Origin of the sequence: Geminicoccus flavidas (assembly GCF_009806515.1) — a bacterium.
In the GTDB taxonomy this organism is placed as follows: domain Bacteria; phylum Pseudomonadota; class Alphaproteobacteria; order Geminicoccales; family Geminicoccaceae; genus Geminicoccus; species Geminicoccus flavidus.
On the sequence record NZ_WUJP01000098.1, the window covers coordinates 1 to 22,422 of the forward strand.

Genomic DNA, 22,422 nt, shown 5'->3' on the forward strand with positions numbered 1-22,422 from the left:
ACGGCGGGCCTCCTGGCACAGATCCTCGATGGACACGCCGTCCAGCCGTTGCATCAGCTCCCGCTCGGTGCGGTCGAAGAACGGCGTGATCACCTGCGCACCCAGCGGCGAGCCAGCGACCTGCTCCTCCGCGGTAGCGCCGCCGCCGGGCATCGGCCCGTTCAGGTCGGTCTCGCCCTGCACCACCCGGACGATCTCGCCCACGCTGATGCGCCGCCGTTCGCGCGCCAGCCGATAGCCGCCACGCGGGCCGCGCACGCCCTTGAGCAGCCCGGCACGCACCAATTGCTGCATGACCTGCTCGAGGTAGCGCCTAGGCAGATTGAGGCGCCTGGCGATGTCCTGGCTCTGGACGGGGTCGCTGCCACCATGAAAGGCGATGTCGGTGACGGCCTCCAACGCCAGCGACAGCTTCTTGGACGGTTTCAACATGGGGCCACCCTCCCGGTGGTGGCGGACAAGCGGCTCATTCTCGCCCTCCGATGACGCGGGCTACTCCGGTAGAGCCAAAACCGCCAACGCCGCGCGGGGTTTCCGACAGGACTCCATTCTCTTTCCATAATACCCCGACAGTCGGTGCCACCACCATCTGCGCGATCCGCATGCCGCGCTCGACGGTGAACGGCTCGTCGCCAAGGTTGACCAGGATGACGCCAAGTTCCCCACGGTAATCGGCGTCGATCGTGCCCGGTGCGTTGAGCACCGTGATGCCGTACTTTGCCGCCAGCCCGGAGCGCGGCCGGATCTGCGCTTCGTGATCGGCCGGCAATGCTATGGCGATCCCTGTCGGCACGACCGCGCGAGCCATGGGATGCAGCACGAGCGGCGCATCGGCCGCCACGGCGGCCAGCAGATCGACCGCGGCGGCACCCGCGGTGGCGCGCTTCGGCAACGACAGGTCCGCCCCGTGCGGCAGCCGCCGGATCTCGACTGTCACCTCAGCCACGGCTGAACTCCTCCGCAATCAGCCCCGCCAGCCGGGCCGCCACCTCTACCTTGCTGGCGGGTGGCCAGGGTTGCGGCTCGGCATCCCGGCGCAGCAGCGTGACCGCGTTGCGGTCGCCGCCGAACGTGCCACTGCCGGGTGCCACGTCGTTGGCGAGGATCCAGTCACAATTCTTGCGCCGCAGTTTGGCCGCGGCATGGGCCACCACCTGCTCGGTCTCGGCGGCAAATCCCACCACCAGGTGCGGCCGCTCCGGCCCGTCGGCCGCCAGGGTCCGGAGGATGTCCGGATTCTCCACCAGCCGGATCGCGGGCGGCGGCGATCCCGCCTCCTTCTTGATCTTCTGGACCGGTGCTTCCTCCGGCCGCCAGTCCGCCACCGCCGCTGCGCACACCGCGACATCGACCGGCAGGGCCGCCTGGCAGGCCGCCAGCATCTCGCGCGCACTCTCGACCCGCACCACCGCGACGCCCGGCGGGTCGGGCAGCGTGACCGGACCCGACACCAGGGTCACCGCAGCACCCAAGCGCGCTAGTTCCGCTGCAATCGCATGGCCTTGCTTGCCGGAGCTGTGATTCATGATGAAGCGGACCGGGTCGATCGCCTCGCGGGTGGGGCCGCTGGTGACCAGCGCCCGCAGCCCGGCCAGCCCACCAGCCCGTGCGCCGCCCGGCCGGCCCAGCCGGCCCAGCCGGCCCAGGATTGCGGCCAGGATCTCGGCGGGCTCGGCCATCCGGCCGCTGCCGGTCTCGCCGCAGGCCATGTCGCCGGCATTGGGCCCGATCGCGGCGACGCCGTCCGCCTGGAGCAGGGCCAGGTTGCGCTGCGTGGCCGGGTGGCCCCACATCATCTGGTTCATGGCGGGTGCCACCAGCACCGGCTTGTCCGTGGCGAGCAGCACGGTGCTGGCGAGATCATCAGCCAGCCCATGCGCCATCTTCGCCAGGAGGTTGGCGGTAGCCGGTGCCACCACCACGAGGTCGGCCTCGCGCGAGAGCCGGATATGGCCCATTTCCGCCTCGTCGGTCAGCGAGAACAGGTCGCCGTAGACCTTCTCCACCGACAGGGCCGCCACCGAGAGCGGAGTGACGAACTCGCGCGCGGCCTCGGTCAGGACGCAGCGCACTTGGATCCCGCGCTCCTTGAGCCGGCGGATCAGCTCCAGGCATTTGTAGGCGGCGATCCCGCCGCCGATCACCAGGAGCACCCGCCCACCCGGTAGAGCGGGAATGCCTTCCTGATCCATCGCTCCGAGTCCTCCACCTAACACACTGTCAGGCATATCATATCGCCTGTGGCTTCATCATTTGCATCAACACGCGGGCCGACACTTCAGCGGATCGTCCAGCCCAGGAGGAATGCCGCCAGCACCAGGAACAGCCAGATCGGGGCCCGGTCCTTCAGCACGGTGTGGTGATGCTCCAGCTGGATCAGCGTCCGCTCCAGCCGGCGCAGCACGACCGGCCCCCGCTGCAGCACGTCATAGGCCTCGCGGGCCAACTCGATCGCCTTGGCCTGCGGCCCCAGATGCACTGCGATCCACTCGGCGACCAGGGGCTGCGCGGTCTGCCAGATGTTGACCGACGGGTTCAGCGCCCGGCCCACCCCCTCCGCCACCACCATGGTCTTCTGCAAGAGCAGGAGATGCGGCTGCTGCTGCATCTTGAACTGCTCGGCCACCGTCAGGATCTGGCCGAACAGCCGGCCGATCGAGATGTCGTTGAGCGGCTTGCCCAGGATCGGCTCGCCGATGGCGCGGGCCGCCTGGGCGAACGCATCGCGGTCCTCGTCAGCCGGCACATAGCCGGCGCGCACGAACACGTCGGCCACTCGCCGGTAGTCGCGGTCGAGGAAGCCCACCAGGATCTCGGCCAGGTACTTGCGGGTATCGAGGTCGAGCCGGCCCATGATGCCGAAATCGACCGGCACGATGGTGCCGTCCGGCTCGATGAAGGTGTTCCCGGGATGCATGTCGGCATGGAAGAAGCCGTCGCGGAACACCTGGTTGAAGAACACCACCGCCGCCCGGTCGAGGATCCGGTCGGGATCCAGACCCTGCTCGATCAGCCGCTCACGCTGGTCGGAGGGCGTGCCGCTCACCCGCTCCAGCGTCAGCACTCGCCGCGACGTCCGCTCCCAGTCGACGAACGGAACACGGAAGCCCTCGTCGTCGGCGCAGTTGCGGGCGAACTCGGCGGCCGCCGCCGCTTCCAGGCGCAGGTCGAGCTCGCGCCTGGTCCACATGGCATGGACCCGGACGGTCTCAACCGGGCGCAGCCGGCGCAGATGCGGGAACAGATACTCGACCGTCTCGGCCAGCCACAGAAAGAAGGCCAGCTCGCGCTCGATCGCCGCCTCCACGCCCGGGCGCAGCACCTTGACCGCCACCTCGCGCCCATCGGGCAGGAGGGCGAAATGGACCTGGGCAATCGAGGCGGCGGCGACCGGCACCGGATCGAAGCCGCGGAACAGGAAGTCCACAGGTGCACCCAGCTCGCGCTCGATCAGCGCCATCGCCTGGTCGCCCGGGAACGGTTCCAGCCGGTCCTGCAGGCGGGCCAGGTCGCGCGCCACATCGGTACCCATGATGTCCGGGCGCACCGCCAGCGACTGGCCGAGCTTGACGAAGCTGGGGCCGAGCTCGACCAGCGCGTCCGCCAGGCGCTGGCCCGGCCGGCGTGTGGCCTTGCGCCCGGTCCAGGGCCCGGCCAGGCGCATGGCGAAGGGCGGGAGCGGCAGCAGGTCGACGAAGAACAGCGCCTGATGGCGCATCAGCACCCGCACGACGCGGGCGCCGCGGAACAGATGGCGGATCGGCCGGAGCAAGGTCAAAGACGCCAGCCGGAATGGACCGCGGCAATACCCCCGGACAGGTTGCGCAGCTTGACCAGGCCGAACCCGGCCCGGCCGATCAGCCTGGCAAAGGTCTTCTGGTCGGGAAAGCGGCGGATGCTCTCGACCAGGTAGCGATAGCTCTCGGCATCGTTGGCGACGAGCTTGCCCATGACCGGGATCATCCGCAGCGAGTACTGGTCGTAGATCGGCCGGAGCTGCGGGATGATCAGGCGCGAGAACTCCAGACAGAGAAAGCGGCCGCCGGGCTTGAGCACCCGGTAGGCCTCCCCCAGCGCCCGGTCGATACGGGTCACGTTGCGGATGCCGAACGCGATCGTGTAGCTGTCGACCGACTTGTCCTTGAACGGCAGGGCCATGGCGTCGCCCGTGACCCAGGACAGGCCGTGGACCAAGCCGCGGTCGATCGCCCGGTCGCGGCCAACCTCCAGCATGGCATGGTTGATGTCGCAGACGGTGATCCCGGCCTCGCCGCCCACCCGGTCCATGATCCGGAACGCGACGTCGCCGGTGCCGCCAGCCACGTCCAGATGGGTGATGCCCTTGCGCGGCGCCAGCCAGTCGACCAGCGCGTCCTTCCACAGGCGATGGACGCCGCCGCTCATCAGGTCGTTCATCAGATCGTAGCGGGCCGCCACCCGGTCGAACACCTGGCGGACCTTGGTCGCCTTCTCGGCCGGATCGACCTTCTCGTAGCCGAACGACCGTGCCAGCTCGTCCGCGGCGTCCTTCATGTCCTGCCAGTTCCTCAGCAGCCCCTTGCCGGGCGGTTCTAGGTGATGGCACCTGCCGGCTCAACCGAGCCCGGCCCACCATATCCGGAACATATCTTGCCCGAGCTGCCCGAAGTCGAGACCGTCAAGCGCGCCCTGGCGATCCGCCTAACCGGCCGGCGCTTCGTCGAGACGGTCCAGCGCCGGCCCGACCTGCGCTGGCCCCTGCCTGACGACCTGCCCGGCCGCCTGCGCGGCCGCACCGTCCGGGAGTTCGGCCGGCGCGCCAAGTACATCCAGGTCTTCCTGGACGACGGCCAGGTGATGCTGCTCCATCTGGGCATGTCCGGCCGCCTCGTGTTCGACGGCCAGCCCATGGGCCCGCACGAGCACCTGACCTTCGACTTCGACGACGGCACGGTGCTGCGCTTCGTCGACCCGCGCCGCTTCGGCGCGCTCGACCTGACCACGGAAGCGGAACTGGCCGGCCACCGTCTTCTCGCCGGCCTGGGCCTGGAGCCGCTGGGCAACGAGTTCTCCGGCCCGGCTTTGGCCAGCGCGTTCCGTCACCGGATCGTGGCGGTCAAGCAGGCGCTGATGGACCAGAAGCTCGTGGTGGGCGTGGGCAACATCTATGCGTCGGAAGCCCTGTTCCGCACCGGCCTCCATCCCGCCACTCCGGCAGGTGCCGTCGACGCGGAGCGTCTGGAGGCACTCGCGGCGAACGTGCGCACCGTCCTGACCGAGGCGATCGAGGCCGGCGGCTCGTCCCTGCGCGACTATATTCAGGCCGACGGCGAGCTCGGCAACTTCCAGCGCATGTTCCGGGTCTATGACCGCGCCGGCGAGCCCTGCCTGGTCTGCACCGGCCCGATCCGACGCACCGTCCAAGGCAACCGGGGCACCTATTTCTGCGAGCGCTGCCAGCCGCCGGCGCGAGCCTGAGCCGGCGGCCGGCTGGCGGGGTGATCGCTACTTCAGCGTGCCGGCCACCGTGTCCGACACCTTCTGGTCATTGGCCGCCGTGTCGCCGGAGACGCCGACGCCGCCCACGATCTGGCTGCCCTTCTGGATCGGTGTGCCGCCGCCGAAGGTGATGGTGCCGCCGACGATCTTGCCGACCATCGGGTCCCTGGCCGTGCCCCAGCGGCTCTGCGGCCCGTCATAGGCCTTGTCCGGATCGACCGGGTTGCCGGCGGCCAGGCCATAGAGCGGTCCGCCCGGCTGGACGGCGTCATAAAGCTGTGCCGTGGTGAACTTCTGGGCCGGGCTGTTGCTCAACCCGTTGGCAGTGAACGCCTTGGCTGCCGCGATCTGGCGGCTGAGCAGCCACTGGTCGCTCAGCTTGGCACCGGAGAAGGCGACGGCGCAGACGACTCCGCCGCGGTTGACGGCAACCGCCCACATGTTCTGTGTCTTGTGCACCTTGACCGCACTGACCAGGGCCGCACGCAGACCGGCATGGGTCGCCGGGCAACTGACGTTCTTCGGCTTGTTGTTGTCGGATGACGCCAAGGCCGCACCGGCGGCAACTGTCATCAGACCGGCAGACAACATCAAGGCAGCCGCCTTGCAGGCAGAAACCACTCCACTCATAATCATGCTCCAACTATCATCTTATCTCAAACATAACGAGCGGGCTATTCTGTGCGTCAATGGCAATCGACTGTCAATATACTTGTTGCAGACATTTCGGGTGGCGCATTTCTTTCAGGTGGGCTGTCCTTCTCTTAGTCTTCGCAGCTTGCCGGCAATGAATAAAAATGTAACCAATGCTCGCTGAGCAGGTCTGTGCCAGTTCCGGCTGTGCTGTTGCTTGAACGAGCCAACGAACGGCGCAGGGCCGAACGGGCCGAAGATATCGATCGTCCATGCACGCGGAAGCAGATGGCGATGACCCGGATCTTCCGGACATGCTCTTGGGCAGGCACTACAACCGGCGCGAACAGCTTGTCCGGTGCCGGAAACCCATCCTGCCCGCCCCGGGGGCGCGGCCAGCCCCCGGCTGTTGCGGCGTGGAAACGCGCCGGGCCGCAGGCTTGCCTCGGTGGCGCTTCCGGTTTCCTATGGGGCCGTCCCGCCCCAGCGGGCCGTGGCCCATCGCACCGGGGGACGTCTTCTCATGACCGAGCTGGTCCTCATCGCCTGCCTGCTCAGCGGCGGCTGCAAGGAGATCCGGCTGAGCTACGACGCCCAGGAGGTGTCGCTCATGGCCTGCACCTTGTACGGGCAGGCCGAAGTCGCCCGCTGGCAGACACAGCACCAGGGCTGGCGGGTCCGTAGCTGGCGCTGCGACAGGGCGCGGCCGGACGAGAAGACAGCCTGAATGACTGCCTCCCCGGGCAGGGCACGGTGGGTGCAGTCCGGATCGGCCCCATGAGGATACGTCGGCATTGAGCAGCGAGGCCGGTCGGCCTGGATGTCACCACTGTCGCCAGTGTCGGCGCGTCGACAAATCGTGGGAAGTCAGAACCGTCCGATCCGGGCTGACTCAGCCGGATGGCCCCTGGATTATCCCGCTCTACTGGGTCCGCGCGCCTACCCGTTGATCTCCTGGACGAACGGCCCCATGCCGGCGGTGAGCCCGCCATCCACGACCAGTTCCGCGCCGTTGACGAAGCTAGCCTCGTCGCTGGCGAGATAGGCCACCGCCGCCGCGATGTCCTCAGGGAGGCCGACCCGGCCTACCGGGTACCAGCGCGCCAGCTTGTCGAAGATCTCGGGGTCGCGGGCCAGGCGCTCGGTCCAGGAGCGGTTCTCGGTACGGATCGAGCCGGGGCTCACCAGGTTGGTGCGGATCCCGCGGGGCCCGTACTCCACCGCCATCGCCTTGACCCACATGACCGGCCCGGCCTTGGCGGCGCTGTAGGCCGGGTTGCCGACATAGACGCGGCCATTCACCGAGCCGATCGCCACGATGGCGCCTTTGCCCCGCTCGACCATGCCCGGCAGGACCGCCTTCATCGCGAGATAGGCGGCGCGCAGCGTGACGCCCAGTTCCAGATCCCAGTCGTCCGGCGAGGTCGCCTCGACTGTCGTTGCCGACGTGGCGGCCGCGTTGTTGACCAGGACATCGAGCGGCCCCAGCGCCTGCTCCGCCTCGCGGACCATCGCCTGCACCTGGTCCGGCATCGTCACGTCGGCCTGCAGCGCCACCGCCCTGCCGCTAGCGGACGCGATCTCACCCGCCACGCTGTTGGCGGCCTCCAGGTCGCGATCGACCACGGCGACCGCTGCCCCCTCGCTCGCCAGGCGCAGGCAGATGGCGCGGCCGATACCCCGGCCGCCGCCGGTCACCAGCGCGGTTCTGCCGTCGTACCGGGTCACCGCGCGCCCTCCGCACGCATGTCCTCGGCCACCTCGTCGAACGCCTGGAACCCGGTACGGGCCAGATGGACGTAGCTTTCGCGCATGTGGCCGTCATTGTAGTAGGCGAGCCCGTCCACCCCGTGTCGGGCCAGGATGCGCGCCGCCGCGACCGTGTCGGCGCCGCCGGCGAGATCGGGGTAGCTCGGGCGCAGGATCGCCGAGATCCTGGCATCCGGGCCTGCCTGGCGGCGGACCTGGTGGATATCGGCCAAGACGTCCGTGGCAGAGCGCTCGTACGCGCAGACCTCCAGCCCGTCGCAGGCCTCTGCCAGCAGGCGCAGGTCCGATCCCTCGATCCAGCCCTTGGCGGAGGGCCGCTGGACGGACGGAATCACCCGGACCTCGGTCCTGGCTGGCACCACGTCGCGGATCTCGCGTACCACGTCGGCCACTACCTTGCAGCGCCAGCGCAGGAACTCGGCTAGATCGGGGTCCGCCAGCAGATCGGAGGCAATCCAGTCGGCCGCCTGTGCGTCAGTGAGCGCGGTTTCGCCGGCCAGGAAGGATTCGATCGCTGCCGCCACCCGGGCGCGGACATGGAGCACGTCGATCCCGTCCACCGCCGCGGCGCTCACCGTTGCTTCGGAGAGGTCCAGCCCAAGCAGCAGCTTGATCCAGCCGTCCAGGCGGATCAGGGCGAACTCGTGATGGTAGCCATGGTCGAACGGCAGCCAGCCGGGTGTTTCCAGGCGCAGCCCGGCCAGGTCGTAGTTGCTGGCGAGGTCGCGGCACAGCGCCACCACATATTCGCGCGCTTCCGGATGGGCCGGGTTCAGGGAATACCAGTAGGGGTCGCCGAAGCAGTTGCGTGCGACCAGGTCCGGGTGGAGACGGCCGAGCGGCGTGTTGTGGAAGCAGACCACCCAGGCATAGCGGTCCAGCTCCGGCAGGCCGTCCGCCAGGATCGCGAACGGGTCGTGCTCGTCCAGCATGCTGTTCGGCAGGGGCTGGACGCGCTGGTAGTGCTTCGGGTCGTGGCGGAAATAGACCGTGCCGTCCTCGGGGAAATAGACCTTGCCGCTCTTGCCGTGCGGCCGGAGGAACTTGCCGGCATGGTAGGCGGCGGCCAGGCTGACCGCTCCAGCACCTGCTGCCTCGATCCTTGCGCCGAAGGTACCTACCCCGTCATCGACCAGATCCCAGGGGTAGGCATAGACCGACCGGTACGGCCGCTGTTCGACCTGCATGCGCTTCCTGCCGACATCGTTGCTGCCGGCGCATCCTTGCCCTTAAGCTTCGGGGCGACAAGGCCGCGTGCCGATAAGTGACTAGGGGGAAAACGTCTTGCTGAACCGACGTCTTGCCACACTGGCCGGTGGCATGGCCGCCGCCGCGCTGCTGGCGCTGGGGCCGGCCCAGGCCCAGGAGAAGACCGAGATCCGGGTGATCGTCGCGCATTACAGCGACCAGACCATGGGCATCTTCGGGGGCATGGAAGCCGATTTCGAGGCGGCCCATCCGGACGTCGACATCAAGCTCGAGGACGTGTCCTGGGACAACCTCCAGCAGCGGCTGACCACCGACATCGCCGGCGGCACCCCGCCCGACATCGCGATCATCGGCACGCGCTGGCTGCTGGACTATGCCGCCAACGACATCGCCGAGCCGCTCGACGACTACATGACGCCCGAGTTCAAGGCGAAGTTCATCGAGGCCTTCCTGGAGCCCTCGGTGATCGACGGCGTGACCTACGGCCTGCCGGTCGCCGCCTCGGCGCGCGCCATGTACTACAACAAGGATCTCCTGGAGAAGGCCGGGATCAGCGCTCCGCCCGCCACCTGGGACGAGCTGGTCGCGGCCGCCACTGCGGTGAAGGAGAAGGGCGAGGGCGCCTACGGCTTCGGCATGCAGGGCAAGGAGATCGAGACCGACATCTACTGGTACTACGCGCTCTGGGCCCATGGCGGCGAGCTGGTGGAGGACGGCAAGTCCGGCATCGCCAGCGAGGCCGGCATCAAGGCCGCGAATCTCTACAAGAGCCTGATCGACCAGGGCCTGACCCAGCCGAGCCCGACCGGCTCCAACCGCCAGGACATGGAATCCCTGTTCAAGCAGGGCCGTGCCGCGATGATCCTGTCCGGCCCCTGGCTGCGCGGCCAGATCAAGACCGAGGCGCCCGACCTCAACTACGGCCTGGCGCCCATCCCGAAGGGCACCGTCCAGGCGACCTACGGCGTGACCGACACGATCATGATCTTCAAGGACTCCGAGCATAAGGAGGTGGCCTGGCAGTTCCTGGAGGAGGCCGCGTTCAGCGACAAGAACCGCATCGCCTTCTCCGAGAAGGAAGGCTTCCTGCCGGTGATGAAGGCCGAGGCAGCGGCCCCGGCGTTCGCCGATGACGAGGAGCTCAAGGCGTTCACCGGGATGCTGCCCTACGCCAAGTTCGCGCCGCTGATCCCGAACTGGGAGGCCGCGTCCGACACGGCCTCGGCGGCGCTGCAGCAGATCTACCAGGGTCAGGCCGAGCCGGAAGCGGCGCTGACCGACGCTGCCCGGAAGATCGACGAGCTCATCCAGCAGTAAGCTCAGCCGCCCGGCGGGCCGTCAAGCACGAAACCTGCATGGCCCGCCGCAGCAACTTCCGGAGACGATGCGCTCGGATGAGCGCAAAACCACCATGCTCGACCGCACGCGCACCCTACCGGCCCTGCTGCTGATCCTGCCGAGCCTGGCACTCAGCATCTGGATCATCGGCTATCCCATCTATGATGTCGTCTACACCTCGCTACACGAGGTGAACCGGTTCGGCCGCGTCCGCGACTTCGCGGGCCTCACCAACTTCGCCAAGCTGTTCGCCGACCCGATCTTCATCGCCTCGCTGTGGCGCACGGTGCTCTGGACCGCCACCGTGGTGGGCGGCGCCATCCTGCTGTCGATCCCGATCGCAGTGATGCTGAACGAGGATTTCTACGGCCGGGGCATTGCCCGGGTGATCGTGATGCTGCCCTGGGCGATCTCGCTGGCGATGACCGCGATCGTCTGGCGATGGAGCCTGAACGGCCAGTACGGGATGATCAACGCCACCCTGTTCCAGCTGGGCATACTGGACGGCCCGGTGGAATGGCTGGCGAGCTTCGACACCGCGTTCCCGATCGAGATCGCGATCGGCATCTTGGTCTCGATCCCGTTCACCGCAACCGTGCTGCTGGGCGGACTGTCCTCGATCCCCGCCGACGTTTACGAGGCCGCCACCATCGACGGCGCCACCGGCTGGCAGCGCTTCCGCTACATGACCCTGCCGCTGATGAAGCCGTTCCTGCAGATCGCGATCGTCCTGAACGTCATCAACGTGTTCAACTCGTTCCCGATCATCTGGGTGCTGACCCAGGGTGAGCCCGCGAACTCGACCGACATCCTGGTGACCTATCTCTACAAGCTGGCGTTCCGCTACGGGCGCCTGGACACGGCCGCGGCCATGTCGCTGATCATGTTCGCGATTCTCCTGGTGTTCACCGCCGCCTATATCGTCCTGGCCCGGCGCTCCGAGGAGAAAGGCGCGTGAGCCAGAAACTGAAGCGCTCCATCCTGTTCTGGCTGGTGCTCGGCCCGTTCGCCGTGGTGGCGCTGTTCCCCTATGCGGTGATGCTGAGCACCGCACTCAAGCCCGGCGACGAGATCTTCGTCTTCCCGCCGACCTGGCTGCCGACCCGCCTCGCGTTCGAGAACTTCGTCGAGATGTGGAGCGCCACCGGCTTCGGCACGGCGCTCATCAACTCGCTCCTGATAGCGACTGCGGGCACCCTGCTCTCGCTGCTGGTCGCCATCCCAGCCGCCTACGCCCTGGCCCGGCTGCGCTGGCACGGCCAGGGCCTGTACCGGCAGTTCCTGCTGGTGGCCCAGATGCTCTCGCCAATCGTGCTGGTGATCGGCATCTTCCGGCTGATGGCGGCGATGGGTCTGGTCGACAACCAGTGGGCGCTGGTGCTGGCCTATGCCGCCTTCAACCTCGCCTTCGCGACCTGGATGATGTCCAGCTACTTCCGGACGATCCCCAAGGAGATCGAGGAAGCGGCCTGGATCGACGGCGCCACGCGGATGCAGTCGCTGGTCCGGGTGTTCCTGCCGCTGGCCCTGCCGGCTCTCGCGGTCACCGGGATCTTCACCTTCATCAATTGCTGGAACGAGTTCGTCCTGGCGCTGACCATCCTGCGCTCGAACGAGAAATACCCGCTCACCCTGCAGATCTTCACCCTGGTAGGCGGCGCCTATAAGATCAACTGGCACCATGTGATGGCCGCGACCTTCGCCGCCACTGTGCCGGTGGCGGTGGTGTTCGCACTGCTGCAGCGGGCCCTGGTGCGCGGCCTGTCGCTGGGCAGCGTGAAGTAGGCTTCTGGGTTCAAGCGGCCGGGCGTATCCGGTAGCTGCAGCGCCGGTCGCCCGCCGCGATATGCTCGGCCCGCTGGATCTCGGTCCCTGGGCCCAGCAACTCGCCAAACATGGCCAACTCGGCCTGGCACAGGGCCTGACAGGCACCGGCGGCCGCCATGATCGGGCAGTGGTTCTGGACCAGCAGGGCGTCGCCGTCATCCTCGTCCACCAGTTCCGCCATGAACCCTTCGGCCGCGCGCAGCCGGGCCAGGGCGGCCAGGCGCGGCCCCGGCTCGGCCAGCCCCTCCAGCGCTGCCCGGTAGCGGGCGGCACTGGCCGCCGCGCGCGCCACGATCAGCGCCTCAAGGCCGTCCCTGCCGAACAGGGCGGGCACGGCTGCCAGCAGTTCCAATGCCAGCTCCGCATGACCGTCGGGAAAGCCCGCCTGCCCCTCGGCCGTCAGGTGCCAGTAGCGCCTGGGCCGGCCGACCCCTTCGCGCCGGTCCTCGAACCCCACCCGGCCCAGGGCCAGGAGCCGGTCCAGATGCTGGCGGACGGCGGACGGGGTGATCGACAGCCGGTCGGCCAGGCCGGCTGCGGCCTGCGGCCCGCCCGACTTCAGGGCATGCAGCAGGCGATCGGCGGTACGGTCGGCGGGGTGGTCGGGAGGCAGGGGCGTCATGGGCCCAAGCTAGCGCAGCCGGCTGTATGGACACCAAGATGGGTTAAGACGGCGCCCGGTTCGGACGGCCGGGTTCATGCAGGATGGGGCGGTTGAACAACGCCGTCCCGGTACGCATGCAAGGTGGATGCGATCGTGGTTGGCCTGGTCCGGTTTCCGGAGGGATACAATATGGCAAGGAATAGCTTGCTCAACCCGAGGGCGACATCCGGGGTTCCCGCCCGATGGCATCACCAGTGACGCGCATCGACCATTGCCCGATGGAATTCCTAGCCAAGCCGGCCAGCCACCCTGCCCTCCTGGCGACAGGGTCAGGACCAGGGCGCCAGGTCGATGGTGAACGCCCCGCCGGTACGGCCGAAGCCGGCAAAGCGCGCCCGCTCGCGCGGCACGCAGTACGGGCCGTGGCGCGGCTCGATCTCCCGGTGATGGAACGCGATGGTCCGCACCACCCGGTGGCCGTCGATGAACGTGAACAGCCAGTTGGGCTGTGGGATTGCCACCGGCCCGCCCGGCAGTTCCACCTTCTCCTCGGGCAGGCCACCCGCATGCAGCGCCTCGCGCAGGCTGGCAGCGTCGAGCTCGAACGGCTCGATCACGCATACGATCTGCCAGGGAAAGCTGGTCTCGCTGGCCAGGTCCACCTGCGGGCCGGCTACCAGATGTGCCTTGAACTGGCGGGCGAATGTCTGGTCCACCGCAGAGATGGCGACGCTCTGGTTCGGCACCACGCCCCACAGCACGTTCAGGCCCCAGTGCAGCATGGCAGCGATGCTGGCGAGAAACAGGCCGGCTGCCGCCAGCAGCCAGCGCCGCTGCTGCCGGCGTCCGGAGCCGGCGGCCGGGTGGGGCGGGGCGGAAGGGGAGTGTGCGCGGGTCATGAGGCTGCCTGGGCTTGTGAGGAAGAAACGGGCCAGGCGAGGCATAGGCCCGGGCCCAGACACTCGGACAGCTTTAACCGCATGGGAGCAAGGGTGCGGCGGAACATCTCACCTAGATGATCGGCTGACGTATGGCGGATGAATTGCTTGTCATCCGGAGGCCTCCGAGCACCTGCGCAAACGATTGCCCTGGCCGGAAATGCGACTGAATTCCCTCGATTGGATGCCGGAAAGATCCGACCGGACGGCGGTTTGCTCGGTTTCGGCAGCGACGCAGCCCCGGCGAGTTCGCGCACTGCGCGACTTGTCCACCCGGTCAGGAAACGCCTGGACAGGTCTCAGACGATATTGTTCACTTCTCTTGTGTTTCGGGTTACCCGTTACTCCACCAGGACGTGCACATCCCTGGGTGCCTCAGCGGTCCGAAAGCTCTCGTGTTGATTTCATGAGTGGGAGATGCGCAGATGAGTCAGGCACTCCAAGAACATCGTCGACGCTTGGCCGAACGCGGCATGAAGCGGGTCGAGGTTTGCGTGCGCGAACCTGACGTCACCTTGATCCGCCGGGTAGCCAAGGCGCTGATCAACGATGACAAGACTTCCAAAGGTCTGCGTGCTGCCATCGACAGCGTCGTACCGCAACGTACGCCGATCACCTTCAAGGAATGGCTGATGTCCACCCCGGCCGATGGGGATGATGCACCAGTCAAGGAGAAGTCGCGTAGCTAGCTCCGGCTGGCCGACCGCAGCGACCAGGACCCGCCTTCAGGGTCGGGCCCTGGTCATGCGGGTCTCGGGACGCTAACCCTCCCGCGCCCCAAAGGCAAAGGGAGGATCGACGCTTGAACGGACCGTCCATGCACCAGCTTGCCCAGGACGCCTTGCGCGAGCTGGGCGAGATGTTCAGCCGGCTGCCCGAGGACGCAGCCGACGGGTTGCTCGATGCCATCGTGGCGGCACGGACCGTGGCGCTGCATGGCCTTGGCCGCGAGGGCCTGCAGATGCGCGGCTTCGCCATGCGCCTCTTCCATATGGGCCGCAACGTCCATGTAGTGGGGGACATGACCGTGCCGCCCTTGGGCCTGGGCGATCTCCTGTTCGTCTCGATCGGGCCCGGCACGCTGCGGACCACCGAGACGCTCATGCAGATCGCCCGCGATGCCGGTGCCAGGGTGGCGCTGATCACCGCTCAGCCGGAAGGTGCCGCTGCACGGCTGGCCGACGTGGTCGTCCACCTGCCGGCCCAGACCATGGCCAACGACCAGGGCAGCCGCCAGTCGGTACTGCCGATGGGCTCCCTGTTCGAGACCGCCCAGATGCTGTTCTTCGAGTTCGCTATCCTGAGGCTGCGCGAGCGGCTCGGCGAGAGTGCCGAATCCATGCGGGCCCGGCACACCAACCTGGAATGATCCTTCTGCCGGCCGCCGGCCGGATCGGGCGCTAGCCGAGCGGCCGCAGTTCCTGGCGGAACTTGGCGCTGCGCTCAACATAGAATTTCGCCCCCTCGCGCATCCGCGCGCGGTCGGCCTCGGTCAGGGTGCGCACCGGCTTGCCGGGCGCTCCCAGGATCAGGCTGCCCTCCGGCATCTCCTTGTGCTCGCCGACCAGCGCCTTGGCGCCCACCAGCGTGCCGGCCCCGATCACCGCGCCGTTCAGCACGACCGCGCTCATGCCGATCAGGGCGCCATTGCCGATCGTGCAGCCATGCAGCATGGCGAGATGGCCGACCGTCACGTCGCGGCCGATCGTGAGCGGGTAGCCCGGGTCGGTATGCAGGACGCAGTTCTCCTGCACGTTCGAGCCTTCGCCCACCGTGATCGGCTCGTTGTCGCCGCGCAGCACCGCACCGAACCAGACCGAGGCCCCCTTCTCGACCACGACCTTGCCGATCAGCACGGCACTGGGCGCCACCCAGGCCTCCGGGTGCACCTGCGGGGCGTCGGCGCCCAGGGCGTAGAGCATGTCGAAGGCCTCCATCCGCGCAATCGTTCCCCGCGGCATAGTGCGAACCGGCGCGGATGGGAACGCTCAGCTGGAAGGCAGGAGCGGCTCGCCCACCAGGGTGAAGCCGTGGCCGGCGAGCCGGCGATTGATTTCCTCAGGCGTCGGCCGGCCGGCCTCGAGCAGCTCGGCCAGATCGAGAAAGCACTGCTCGCCGGATCTCGCCGGGGTCAGGGTAAACAGGAGCCGGCCGGGCGTGACGCCCAGATTGGCGAACGCATGCGGGACCCCGCGCGGGACCACCGCCACGTCGCCCGCACCCACCCGCCATTCCGCATCACCCACCCGCAGGAGGTAGCTGCCCTCCAGGAAGTAGAAGCACTCCTCCTGGTCGGCATGGACGTGGAGCGGCGGGCCGCTGCCTGGCCTGGTGACCTCCTCCATCAGGCAGATGCCCTGGCCGGCCGCATCGGCCGGGATCAGGACGCGCAGCTCGATGCCGAGCGGCGACAGGTCGATCTGCGGAGCGTCCAGTCCGTTGCGGACGAACGGCGGCAAGGGGCTCATCTGATTCTCCGGGAGGATCCGCGCAGCCGGCACGGCCAGTTTGCCGGATTCCCTAGCCGAAGGCGACGCCGCGGCCTGTGATGGAGATCACAGGCCAGCGGCAACCGGCCGGTAGCGGCTTTAGAGCTTGCGCTCGATGGCACCCTCGACGCCGCCCAGCACGCCGGTCATCCCCGACTTCGAGGTCTGGTCCGCCTGTGCACCGGAATCGGGCCGTGCCGGCGCTAGGCTGGGCTCGCCACCCAGCGGCTCGGAGACCGCCGCCGAGAACTCGCCCTTGCCGTCCAGGCTGGGGCCGGACGTCCAGCGGCCCTGCGGGATCGAGCCGTCGGTCATGTGGCCGAGATAGACATAGGAATACTCCCGGTGCTCCTGCTCCTGCGGGAAGCTGTTCGGAATCGGGAACTGCTGGGCGGTCCCGCCCAGCTCCTCGATCACCGCCATCCACTGCTGCTGATGCATGGTGTCGCGCGCGATCAGGAAGGCCAGCATGTCCTTCATGCCGGGATCGTCGGTCATGTTGTACAGTCGCACGGCCAGGGTGCGACCGGTTGATTCGGCAGTGACGTTCGCCGTCATGTCGGCCGCGATGTTGCCCGACGCATAGATGTGCGAGCAGTCGAACGGTATGCCGTCCGAGTTCACCGGCATCGCGGCCAGGCCGGACGACAGGATGTGCTGCATGCTCATGCCGTTCAGGACCGAGCCGCCGATCGCGTCCTTCGACACGTCCTCCTGCACGGAGAGCGGCGCGCCTTCCAGGTTGAGGGCGACCGCGGTCGACAGCATCTCGATATGCCCGATCTCCTCGGTGCCGGTGTTCAGCAGCATGTCCCGATACTTGGCCGGGCCACGCGAGCCCCAGCCCTGGAACAGATACTGCAGGCAGACGCGGATCTCGCCCTCGACGCCGCCGATCGCCTGCTGGAGGGCTCGGGCAAAGACGGGGTTCGGCCGTTCCACGCGTACGGGGTACTGGAGCTTGCCGTCGGTATAGAACATAGTGGGTCCTCTCATCTTCGGTGGCTTCGGGCCACCCGGCCCGACAGCCGTGACGCGTCGTCGAAAGACCAGGGCTCCCGCCGGGTTCCAAAAAGATTGTCCGCTTGCTCGGCTTCGTCCGGCCCGGCTCGCGTCTGCTGTCCGGCCCGCTCGGCCGGAATCGATGGATTCGCCAGAGACATCAGGAACCCGTGGGCGGGCCTGCCTATTCAGCCAACAGCGGGCAGACAGGCTGCCTTGGAGAACCCCATGGCCATGGAGTCAGCGGAAAGCATCCGCTCGATCTTCGTTACCGGCCTGCGCGACGCGCATGCCCTGGAAAATCAGGCGCTCTCGATCATGAACCGGCAGATCGAGCGCCTGGAGAACTATCCGGACATGGCCGCGCGCCTGCGCAGCCATGTCGAGGAGACCAACGGCCAGATCAGCCGGCTGGAACAGATCCTGACTTCGCTCGACGAGAGCCACTCGGCGATCAAGGACTTGGGTGCCTCGCTCATGGGCAACATGGCCGCCCTCACCCATTCCGTGGCCGGCGACGAGATCCTGAAGAACTCGTTCGCGAACTTCGCGTTCGAGAATTTCGAGGTCGCGAGCTACCGCTCGCTGATCAACATGGCCAAGCGCGGCGGCTTCGACAGCGCCGTGCCCCTGCTGGAGGCATCGCTCCAGGAAGAGAAGGCGATGGCCGCCTGGGTGGAGCAGCACCTGGATGCGGTGACCGAGCGCTACCTGACGCTGGCGAGTTCCGGCGCCCAGGCGAGCCACTGACATTCCGCCCCTGCGACCGCCGGGAACCTGCAACCGCAACTAAGGAACGACCTAGCGATGGCGACCAAGGAAAAGACCCTCGAAGATGCGTTCTATGAGACGCTGAAGGATGTGTTCTTCGCTGAAAAGCAGTCGGTGCGGGCACTCGGCAAGGCGGCGCGCAACGCGCAGTCGCCGGAGCTGAAGCAGGTGCTGGAACAGCACCGCGAGGAAAGCACCAACCAGGTGGAGCGGCTGACCCAGATCTTCGAGATCCTGGGCAAGGCACCGCGCGGCAAGACCTGCGAGGCCTCCCAGGGCCTCACCGCGGAGATGGACGAGGACCTGGAGGACTTCGGCGGCACCCCGGCGGGCGACGCCGTCCTGATCGGCTCTGCCCAGGCGCTCGAGCATTACGAGATCGCCCGCTATGGCACGCTCAAGACCTGGGCCGGCCAGCTCGGCCTCAAGGAGGCCGCCGACCTGCTCGACCAGACCCTCCAGGAAGAGAAGAAGGCCGACGAGCTCCTGACCAAGGTCGCCGAGCAGGCTGCCAACCAGCAGGCCAAGAGCGAGGGCGGCAAGTCCTCCGGCCGCAAGTAGTCATGCCGGCCGGGGAGCGCAGGATCGCTCCCCGGCTTTGGGCTCACCATGGCACGTAGTCGGGAAACAGTGCCCTGGTCAGCTTGAAGAACAGCTCGCCCGACTGGCTCTCGTCGTCCGCGTCCAGCCGGTTCACGCTGATCACCAGCACCGCCTGGAGCGGCGGCAGGTACCACATTTCCGAGCTGAAGCCGAAAATCGTGCCGTTATGGCCGCAGAACGGCCCGAGCCTGGTTACGCCCTCGCCATAGCGGGAGAGCGGCGAGCCGCCGGTGAAGGCGCGGCTGCGCAGGCGGGCGGCCTGGGTGGCGGGCTTTAGCAGGCGGCCGGCGCACAGCTCCCTTGCCCAGATGTGCAGGTCGGTCAGGTTGGAAACGATCGCACCCGCACCCCCGGCCGGTGCCGGGTTGAGCAGCGTCACGTCCATAAGCCGGCCGCTGGCCCCGTCCAGGCTGTAGCCGCGCAGCCGGCCATACAGGTAGGGCACCTGCGGATAGAAGGAGTTGCGCATGCCCAATGGGCGGAAGATCCGGTCGGCCAGCAGCCGGTCGATGCGCCGGCCGGTGACCTTCTCCAGGATCTGCTCGAGCATGATGTAGTTCAGGTTGTTGTAGACCGTGGCCTGGTTGGGGGGCTGGAACTCGTCCGCCCGCGCAGCCGCGCGGGCGAACATGTCGCGTGGCGTGAGCGTGGTGAGCCGGTTGCGGTAGTACTCCTGCAGGAACGCATCGTCCGCGGAATCCGCCAGGCCGCTGCGCATCCGCAAGAGGTCATAGACCCGGATCCGCTCGGCGCCGGGAAAGTCGGGGAACCACTTCGAGATCCGGTCCCACTTGCTGAGCCTGCCCTCGTCGGCGAGCTGCAGGATCGCGGTGGCGATCACCGTCTTGGTGATGCTGGCGATCCGGAACAGCTCGGTCGGCTCTCGCCGGCGGCCGCTATCGAGGTCGGCCGTGCCGACGCTGGTGACGTAGCGGCCCTCGCCCGGGACCCAGACGCCCAGCACCACGCTCGGCAGGTTCTTCGCCCGCATCTCCTCGGCGATGATCCGGTCGACCTGCTTCAGGTTCTCGCGGGAGAAGCGCTCCCTGGCTGCGGCCAGCCCTGGCCAGCACAGCAGCAAGCCCATCGCCAGGAGCATCATGGCTCTACGGCTCATTGATTCAGCCTTCCCCTCCGGCAAGTTCTACTGGCCCGTGCGGCACACCCGCTTGCGTTTTCCTGCAACTGAACCATCATGTATGGGCCAATAAAGCAAGCGCGCTGATTGTGCGCACGTAACTAAACATCACACTCCAGTACAGCGTACCGAAGCAAGTCTAACAGGATCAGGAGAGGACTTCATGTTCGCACGAAGGACTTTGATCTCGGCTGCGCCTGCACTGGCACTCGCTGGAACCGGCTTCCCGGCCAGCCATGCCGAGGCCGCCGGCCTTGCCGACCATCCGGCGCTGAAGGCCGCGCTGTTGCAGTTCCTCCAGTTGCCCGGCGGCACGGGCTATCAGATCGACGTCGGCGACCACGGCAGGATCTTCCGCACGTCCTACAAGGGCGGCACGGTCCGCTTCGTCGGCAGTGCGGTGAAGACCTTCATCCTGACGAAATTCCTCCAGGATGTGGAGGACGGCCGCCTCGACGAGAATGCCCTGCTCCCCGTCGACGACCGGGTGCGCTCGCTGAGCAGCCCGGTGCTTATCGGGATGAGCGGCGAGATGCCGGCCCGCATGGTGCTGGAGGCGATGATCGCCCACAGCGACAACACCGCCACCGACATCGCGATGGCGCAGGTGGAGCCGGACCGAGTCCGCGCGCTGATCCGTGCGATCGGCTTGCGCAACACGGTGGTCCCCGACTCCACCCGCCGGCTGTTCTCCTACCTGGCCGGCGCGCCGGCGGGTGTCGACAAGGGTTGGGCAGGCATGGAGGAGATCATGGCCGGGCGGCTATTCGGCGAGCCGCGCCCTGCGATCAACCCGGTCGAATCGATGCTGAGCACGCCGAACGACTTCGTCGCCTACTATACCCGGGCCCTCAAGGGCCGGTTCTTCCGCAGGCCGCAGACTCTCACCGAGTTCAAGCGAATCCAAGCGATGGCGGATGCGATCGCCCTGGTCGTCCCACCGGATCTGGCCGCCTATGCCAAGGGCGGCAGCATCGACTGGGGAGCGTTTCATGCGCTCTGCATCCCCGGCCAGATGATCCTGCCGCCACAGCGGCGCGGCCAGCCCAAGACGCCCGTGACCTTCTGCTTCGTGGTCAACTGGGAGGGCCCGGATTCGACCATCCCGACTGTCACCGCCGACTTCACCGCCGCAATTTCCAGGGTGCTCGCCGAGGTCGAGCGCAGGTTCGGATGATCGCCATGCCGGAACGGATCGAGCCCGCACAGGCGCCCGACCGACCGTTTATCAGCCCCACATCAGCAGCACTGATCCCATGCTGAGTCGCAAAAGCCGCCGGCTGTCCAGCGGCTAGGCGCTCCCATCAGTTCCCCACGCCAGAGCCACTTTCCCCGGTCGTGACACGGGTGGAACTCGGCCGGCTGCGGCTTCCAGTGGCCGACCTATGGAAATCCATGGAATTCCGTGGTTGTCCGTTGTCGCCACTGTTCTTCTTGCGGTTCCGTCCCGCTATGGCGAGTCGTCAGCACCTTCGGCCATCCCGGGAGCCGCCGCATGTCCATTTTCCACCGCCGTGCCCTCCTGGGCGGTCTGCCCGCGGCTGGCCTGCTGGTGGCATTGCCGGCCGCAGCGGAAGCCCGCCCGAATCTGCGCGCGGCCATTGCCCGCTTCGTCGCCCTGGAGGGCAGCAAGAGCTTTCGGATCGATGTCGGCGAGAACGGCCGGATCTTCCGCCAGTCCTACAAGGCGGTCCGGCCGATGTTCATCGGCAGTGCGGTCAAGACCTTCATCCTGACCCGCTACCTGCAGGAGGTCGAGCGCGGCAACCGCACGCTGGGGGAGTACTTCACGGTCGACGACCGGGTCCGCAGCCTGAGCAGCCCGGTGCTGGAGCACATGCATGGCCGGTTCCCCGCCCGCAGCGTGCTGGAGGCCATGATCACGCACAGCGACAACACCGCGACCGACATCGCGCTCAAGGCCGTGGGCGTCGAGACGGTGCGCGCCTTCCTGCGCGAGCACCGCTATGACTCCGTGCTGGTCCCGGGTTCGACCCGGGTCATGTTCTCCTACCTGGCCGGTGCCCCGGACGGCGTCGACAAGGGCTGGAAGGGCATGGAACAGATCATGGCCGACCGGCTCTTCGGCGAGCCCCGCCCGGCGATCAACCCGGTCCAGTCGATGATGGGGACGACCAACGACCTGGTGACCTACTACCAGCGCGCCCTGCGGGGCGACTATTTCGCCAGGCCCGACACCCTGACCGAGTTCCGCCGGATCCAGGCGATGGCCTCTGCCCTGGCGCCGACCGTTCCTGCCGGCGTGGCCGCCTACGGCAAGGGCGGCAGCGTCGACTGGGAGGGCTTCCACGCCTTCTGCCTGCCCGGCCAGATGGTGCTCGGCCGGGCAGGCGTCGCGCCTTTGCCCGTCACCTTCTGCTTCACCTACAACTGGAGCGGGCCGGAAGAGGGCGTGCCGGCCGCCTTCAGCGCTTATGTCGCCAGCGTGACGGCGATCCTGGCGCAGATCACCCGCCTGTTCGGCTGACGCCGGGGCCAAAGCTGCGCCAGGCGAACCGGCCGGCAACCAGACGACCCTTTCGCCGGGCGCCCCGAAGCGCTAGCGACGCCTCCGGTCTAGGAGGCGTCGACGATCGTGGTGGAAGGACAAGCGGGCCCGAC

Annotated in this window: 25 protein-coding genes; 11 read left to right on the forward strand and 14 right to left on the reverse strand. The window is 67.7% G+C overall.

Going from position 1 to position 22,422, the window contains the following annotated elements:
• The 5 genes from EQG76_RS02525 to ubiE all read right to left on the reverse strand — a co-directional run.
• A partial coding sequence (locus EQG76_RS02525) for an RrF2 family transcriptional regulator (RefSeq protein ID WP_159710323.1) occupies positions 1-432 on the reverse strand: 432 nt, incomplete at its 3' end.
• A gap of 34 nt (positions 433-466) precedes the next feature.
• Complete coding sequence (gene dut / locus EQG76_RS02530; protein ID WP_159710325.1) at positions 467-946, reverse strand: dUTP diphosphatase; 480 nt, start codon at positions 944-946, stop codon at positions 467-469.
• Complete coding sequence (gene coaBC / locus EQG76_RS02535) at positions 939-2,192, reverse strand: bifunctional phosphopantothenoylcysteine decarboxylase/phosphopantothenate--cysteine ligase CoaBC (RefSeq protein ID WP_159710327.1); 1,254 nt, start codon at positions 2,190-2,192, stop codon at positions 939-941. The genes dut and coaBC overlap by 8 nt, the downstream gene beginning before the upstream one ends.
• An 86-nt stretch (positions 2,193-2,278) precedes the next feature.
• The gene (gene ubiB, locus EQG76_RS02540) at positions 2,279-3,772 is read right to left on the reverse strand and encodes a 2-polyprenylphenol 6-hydroxylase (RefSeq protein ID WP_159710329.1); all 1,494 of its coding nucleotides are present in this window, start codon (positions 3,770-3,772) and stop codon (positions 2,279-2,281) included.
• A gap of 2 nt (positions 3,773-3,774) precedes the next feature.
• Entirely contained in the window at positions 3,775-4,533 is a 759-nt protein-coding gene (gene ubiE, locus EQG76_RS02545; protein ID WP_159710331.1) for a bifunctional demethylmenaquinone methyltransferase/2-methoxy-6-polyprenyl-1,4-benzoquinol methylase UbiE, read from the reverse strand.
• Positions 4,534-4,629: 96 nt separating this feature from the next.
• Here ubiE and mutM point away from each other — a divergent pair, with 96 nt between their 5' ends.
• Positions 4,630-5,457: a bifunctional DNA-formamidopyrimidine glycosylase/DNA-(apurinic or apyrimidinic site) lyase gene (gene mutM / locus EQG76_RS02550; protein ID WP_159710333.1), complete on the forward strand. Its 828-nt coding sequence runs from the start codon at positions 4,630-4,632 to the stop codon at positions 5,455-5,457.
• Positions 5,458-5,484: 27 nt separating this feature from the next.
• Here the strand turns inward: mutM and EQG76_RS02555 are convergent, their stop codons facing one another.
• Entirely contained in the window at positions 5,485-6,027 is a 543-nt protein-coding gene (locus EQG76_RS02555) for a heme-binding protein (RefSeq protein ID WP_200840502.1), read from the reverse strand.
• Between the two features lie 607 nt (positions 6,028-6,634).
• Here EQG76_RS02555 and EQG76_RS02560 point away from each other — a divergent pair.
• Positions 6,635-6,838: a hypothetical protein gene (locus EQG76_RS02560; protein WP_159710337.1), complete on the forward strand. Its 204-nt coding sequence runs from the start codon at positions 6,635-6,637 to the stop codon at positions 6,836-6,838.
• A gap of 212 nt (positions 6,839-7,050) precedes the next feature.
• On the opposite strand, the gene EQG76_RS02565 is transcribed toward EQG76_RS02560, so the two are convergent.
• Together EQG76_RS02565 and EQG76_RS02570 are read right to left on the reverse strand one after the other, a co-directional pair.
• Positions 7,051-7,839, reverse strand: a complete 789-nt coding sequence (locus EQG76_RS02565; RefSeq protein WP_159710339.1) for an SDR family NAD(P)-dependent oxidoreductase — start codon at positions 7,837-7,839, stop codon at positions 7,051-7,053.
• A complete protein-coding gene (locus tag EQG76_RS02570; protein ID WP_159710341.1) occupies positions 7,836-9,068 on the reverse strand; it encodes a hypothetical protein in 1,233 nt (410 codons plus the stop codon). The genes EQG76_RS02565 and EQG76_RS02570 overlap by 4 nt, the downstream gene beginning before the upstream one ends.
• 133 nt (positions 9,069-9,201) lie before the next feature.
• On the opposite strand from EQG76_RS02570, the gene EQG76_RS02575 reads away from it, so the two are divergent.
• The 3 genes from EQG76_RS02575 (at position 9,202) to EQG76_RS02585 (ending at position 12,213) form a co-directional block, all read left to right on the forward strand.
• Positions 9,202-10,407 (forward strand): ABC transporter substrate-binding protein, encoded by a 1,206-nt coding sequence (locus EQG76_RS02575; RefSeq protein WP_159710363.1) that lies wholly within the window; start codon positions 9,202-9,204, stop codon positions 10,405-10,407.
• Between the two features lie 67 nt (positions 10,408-10,474).
• Positions 10,475-11,386: a carbohydrate ABC transporter permease gene (locus EQG76_RS02580; protein WP_200840504.1), complete on the forward strand. Its 912-nt coding sequence runs from the start codon at positions 10,475-10,477 to the stop codon at positions 11,384-11,386.
• Positions 11,383-12,213, forward strand: coding sequence for a carbohydrate ABC transporter permease (locus EQG76_RS02585; RefSeq protein ID WP_159710343.1), 831 nt, complete (start codon positions 11,383-11,385; stop codon positions 12,211-12,213). Before EQG76_RS02580 ends, EQG76_RS02585 begins: the two co-directional genes overlap by 4 nt.
• Positions 12,214-12,223: 10 nt before the next feature.
• On the opposite strand, the gene EQG76_RS02590 is transcribed toward EQG76_RS02585, so the two are convergent.
• Entirely contained in the window at positions 12,224-12,877 is a 654-nt protein-coding gene (locus EQG76_RS02590) for a helix-turn-helix transcriptional regulator (RefSeq protein ID WP_159710345.1), read from the reverse strand.
• Positions 12,878-13,188: 311 nt separating this feature from the next.
• Positions 13,189-13,758 (reverse strand): hypothetical protein, encoded by a 570-nt coding sequence (locus EQG76_RS02595; RefSeq protein WP_159710347.1) that lies wholly within the window; start codon positions 13,756-13,758, stop codon positions 13,189-13,191.
• Positions 13,759-14,222: 464 nt separating this feature from the next.
• On the opposite strand from EQG76_RS02595, the gene EQG76_RS02600 reads away from it, so the two are divergent.
• Both EQG76_RS02600 and EQG76_RS02605 read left to right on the forward strand, forming a co-directional pair.
• The gene (locus EQG76_RS02600) at positions 14,223-14,486 is read left to right on the forward strand and encodes a hypothetical protein (RefSeq protein WP_159710349.1); all 264 of its coding nucleotides are present in this window, start codon (positions 14,223-14,225) and stop codon (positions 14,484-14,486) included.
• A gap of 113 nt (positions 14,487-14,599) precedes the next feature.
• Positions 14,600-15,166 carry an SIS domain-containing protein gene (locus EQG76_RS02605; RefSeq protein WP_235031173.1) on the forward strand — a complete coding sequence of 189 codons (567 nt, stop codon included), beginning with the start codon at positions 14,600-14,602 and terminating at the stop codon, positions 15,164-15,166.
• 31 nt (positions 15,167-15,197) lie between these two features.
• Here the strand turns inward: EQG76_RS02605 and EQG76_RS32950 are convergent, their stop codons facing one another.
• From EQG76_RS32950 to EQG76_RS02620, 3 genes are all read right to left on the reverse strand, one after another.
• Positions 15,198-15,734 carry a gamma carbonic anhydrase family protein gene (locus EQG76_RS32950; protein ID WP_265338962.1) on the reverse strand — a complete coding sequence of 179 codons (537 nt, stop codon included), beginning with the start codon at positions 15,732-15,734 and terminating at the stop codon, positions 15,198-15,200.
• A 51-nt stretch (positions 15,735-15,785) separates the two neighbouring features.
• Entirely contained in the window at positions 15,786-16,265 is a 480-nt protein-coding gene (locus EQG76_RS02615) for a cupin domain-containing protein (protein ID WP_159710351.1), read from the reverse strand.
• A 120-nt stretch (positions 16,266-16,385) separates the two neighbouring features.
• Complete coding sequence (locus EQG76_RS02620; protein WP_159710353.1) at positions 16,386-17,267, reverse strand: manganese catalase family protein; 882 nt, start codon at positions 17,265-17,267, stop codon at positions 16,386-16,388.
• Positions 17,268-17,516: 249 nt separating this feature from the next.
• Here EQG76_RS02620 and EQG76_RS02625 point away from each other — a divergent pair, with 249 nt between their 5' ends.
• Both EQG76_RS02625 and EQG76_RS02630 read left to right on the forward strand, forming a co-directional pair.
• On the forward strand, positions 17,517-18,038 hold the full coding sequence (locus EQG76_RS02625) for a ferritin-like domain-containing protein (RefSeq protein ID WP_235031174.1): 522 nt from the start codon (positions 17,517-17,519) through the stop codon (positions 18,036-18,038).
• A gap of 57 nt (positions 18,039-18,095) precedes the next feature.
• Positions 18,096-18,620: a YciE/YciF ferroxidase family protein gene (locus EQG76_RS02630; RefSeq protein WP_159710355.1), complete on the forward strand. Its 525-nt coding sequence runs from the start codon at positions 18,096-18,098 to the stop codon at positions 18,618-18,620.
• Positions 18,621-18,663: 43 nt separating this feature from the next.
• Here EQG76_RS02630 and EQG76_RS02635 read toward each other — a convergent pair whose 3' ends face one another.
• The gene (locus tag EQG76_RS02635; protein ID WP_159710357.1) at positions 18,664-19,779 is read right to left on the reverse strand and encodes a serine hydrolase domain-containing protein; all 1,116 of its coding nucleotides are present in this window, start codon (positions 19,777-19,779) and stop codon (positions 18,664-18,666) included.
• 184 nt (positions 19,780-19,963) lie between these two features.
• Here EQG76_RS02635 and EQG76_RS02640 point away from each other — a divergent pair, with 184 nt between their 5' ends.
• Positions 19,964-20,977, forward strand: a complete 1,014-nt coding sequence (locus EQG76_RS02640) for a serine hydrolase (protein WP_159710359.1) — start codon at positions 19,964-19,966, stop codon at positions 20,975-20,977.
• 318 nt (positions 20,978-21,295) lie between these two features.
• Positions 21,296-22,288 (forward strand): serine hydrolase, encoded by a 993-nt coding sequence (locus EQG76_RS02645; protein ID WP_159710361.1) that lies wholly within the window; start codon positions 21,296-21,298, stop codon positions 22,286-22,288.
• Positions 22,289-22,422: the final 134 nt, after the last annotated feature.

Coding starts and splice junctions, on each gene's coding strand:
- EQG76_RS02645 (WP_159710361.1), top strand. CDS start 21,296: ATGTCCATTTTCCACCGCCGTGCCCTCCTGGGCGGTCTGCCCGCGGCT.
- EQG76_RS02590 (WP_159710345.1), bottom strand. CDS start 12,877: ATGACGCCCCTGCCTCCCGACCACCCCGCCGACCGTACCGCCGATCGC.
- EQG76_RS02635 (WP_159710357.1), bottom strand. CDS start 19,779: ATGAGCCGTAGAGCCATGATGCTCCTGGCGATGGGCTTGCTGCTGTGC.
- EQG76_RS02570 (WP_159710341.1), bottom strand. CDS start 9,068: ATGCAGGTCGAACAGCGGCCGTACCGGTCGGTCTATGCCTACCCCTGG.
- EQG76_RS02640 (WP_159710359.1), top strand. CDS start 19,964: ATGTTCGCACGAAGGACTTTGATCTCGGCTGCGCCTGCACTGGCACTC.
- EQG76_RS02630 (WP_159710355.1), top strand. CDS start 18,096: ATGGCGACCAAGGAAAAGACCCTCGAAGATGCGTTCTATGAGACGCTG.
- EQG76_RS02560 (WP_159710337.1), top strand. CDS start 6,635: ATGACCGAGCTGGTCCTCATCGCCTGCCTGCTCAGCGGCGGCTGCAAG.
- EQG76_RS02620 (WP_159710353.1), bottom strand. CDS start 17,267: ATGTTCTATACCGACGGCAAGCTCCAGTACCCCGTACGCGTGGAACGG.
- EQG76_RS02615 (WP_159710351.1), bottom strand. CDS start 16,265: ATGAGCCCCTTGCCGCCGTTCGTCCGCAACGGACTGGACGCTCCGCAG.
- EQG76_RS32950 (WP_265338962.1), bottom strand. CDS start 15,734: ATGGAGGCCTTCGACATGCTCTACGCCCTGGGCGCCGACGCCCCGCAG.
- EQG76_RS02595 (WP_159710347.1), bottom strand. CDS start 13,758: ATGACCCGCGCACACTCCCCTTCCGCCCCGCCCCACCCGGCCGCCGGC.
- coaBC (WP_159710327.1), bottom strand. CDS start 2,192: ATGGATCAGGAAGGCATTCCCGCTCTACCGGGTGGGCGGGTGCTCCTG.
- ubiE (WP_159710331.1), bottom strand. CDS start 4,533: ATGAAGGACGCCGCGGACGAGCTGGCACGGTCGTTCGGCTACGAGAAG.
- EQG76_RS02575 (WP_159710363.1), top strand. CDS start 9,202: ATGGCCGCCGCCGCGCTGCTGGCGCTGGGGCCGGCCCAGGCCCAGGAG.
- EQG76_RS02625 (WP_235031174.1), top strand. CDS start 17,517: ATGGCCATGGAGTCAGCGGAAAGCATCCGCTCGATCTTCGTTACCGGC.
- EQG76_RS02580 (WP_200840504.1), top strand. CDS start 10,475: ATGCGCTCGGATGAGCGCAAAACCACCATGCTCGACCGCACGCGCACC.
- EQG76_RS02600 (WP_159710349.1), top strand. CDS start 14,223: ATGAGTCAGGCACTCCAAGAACATCGTCGACGCTTGGCCGAACGCGGC.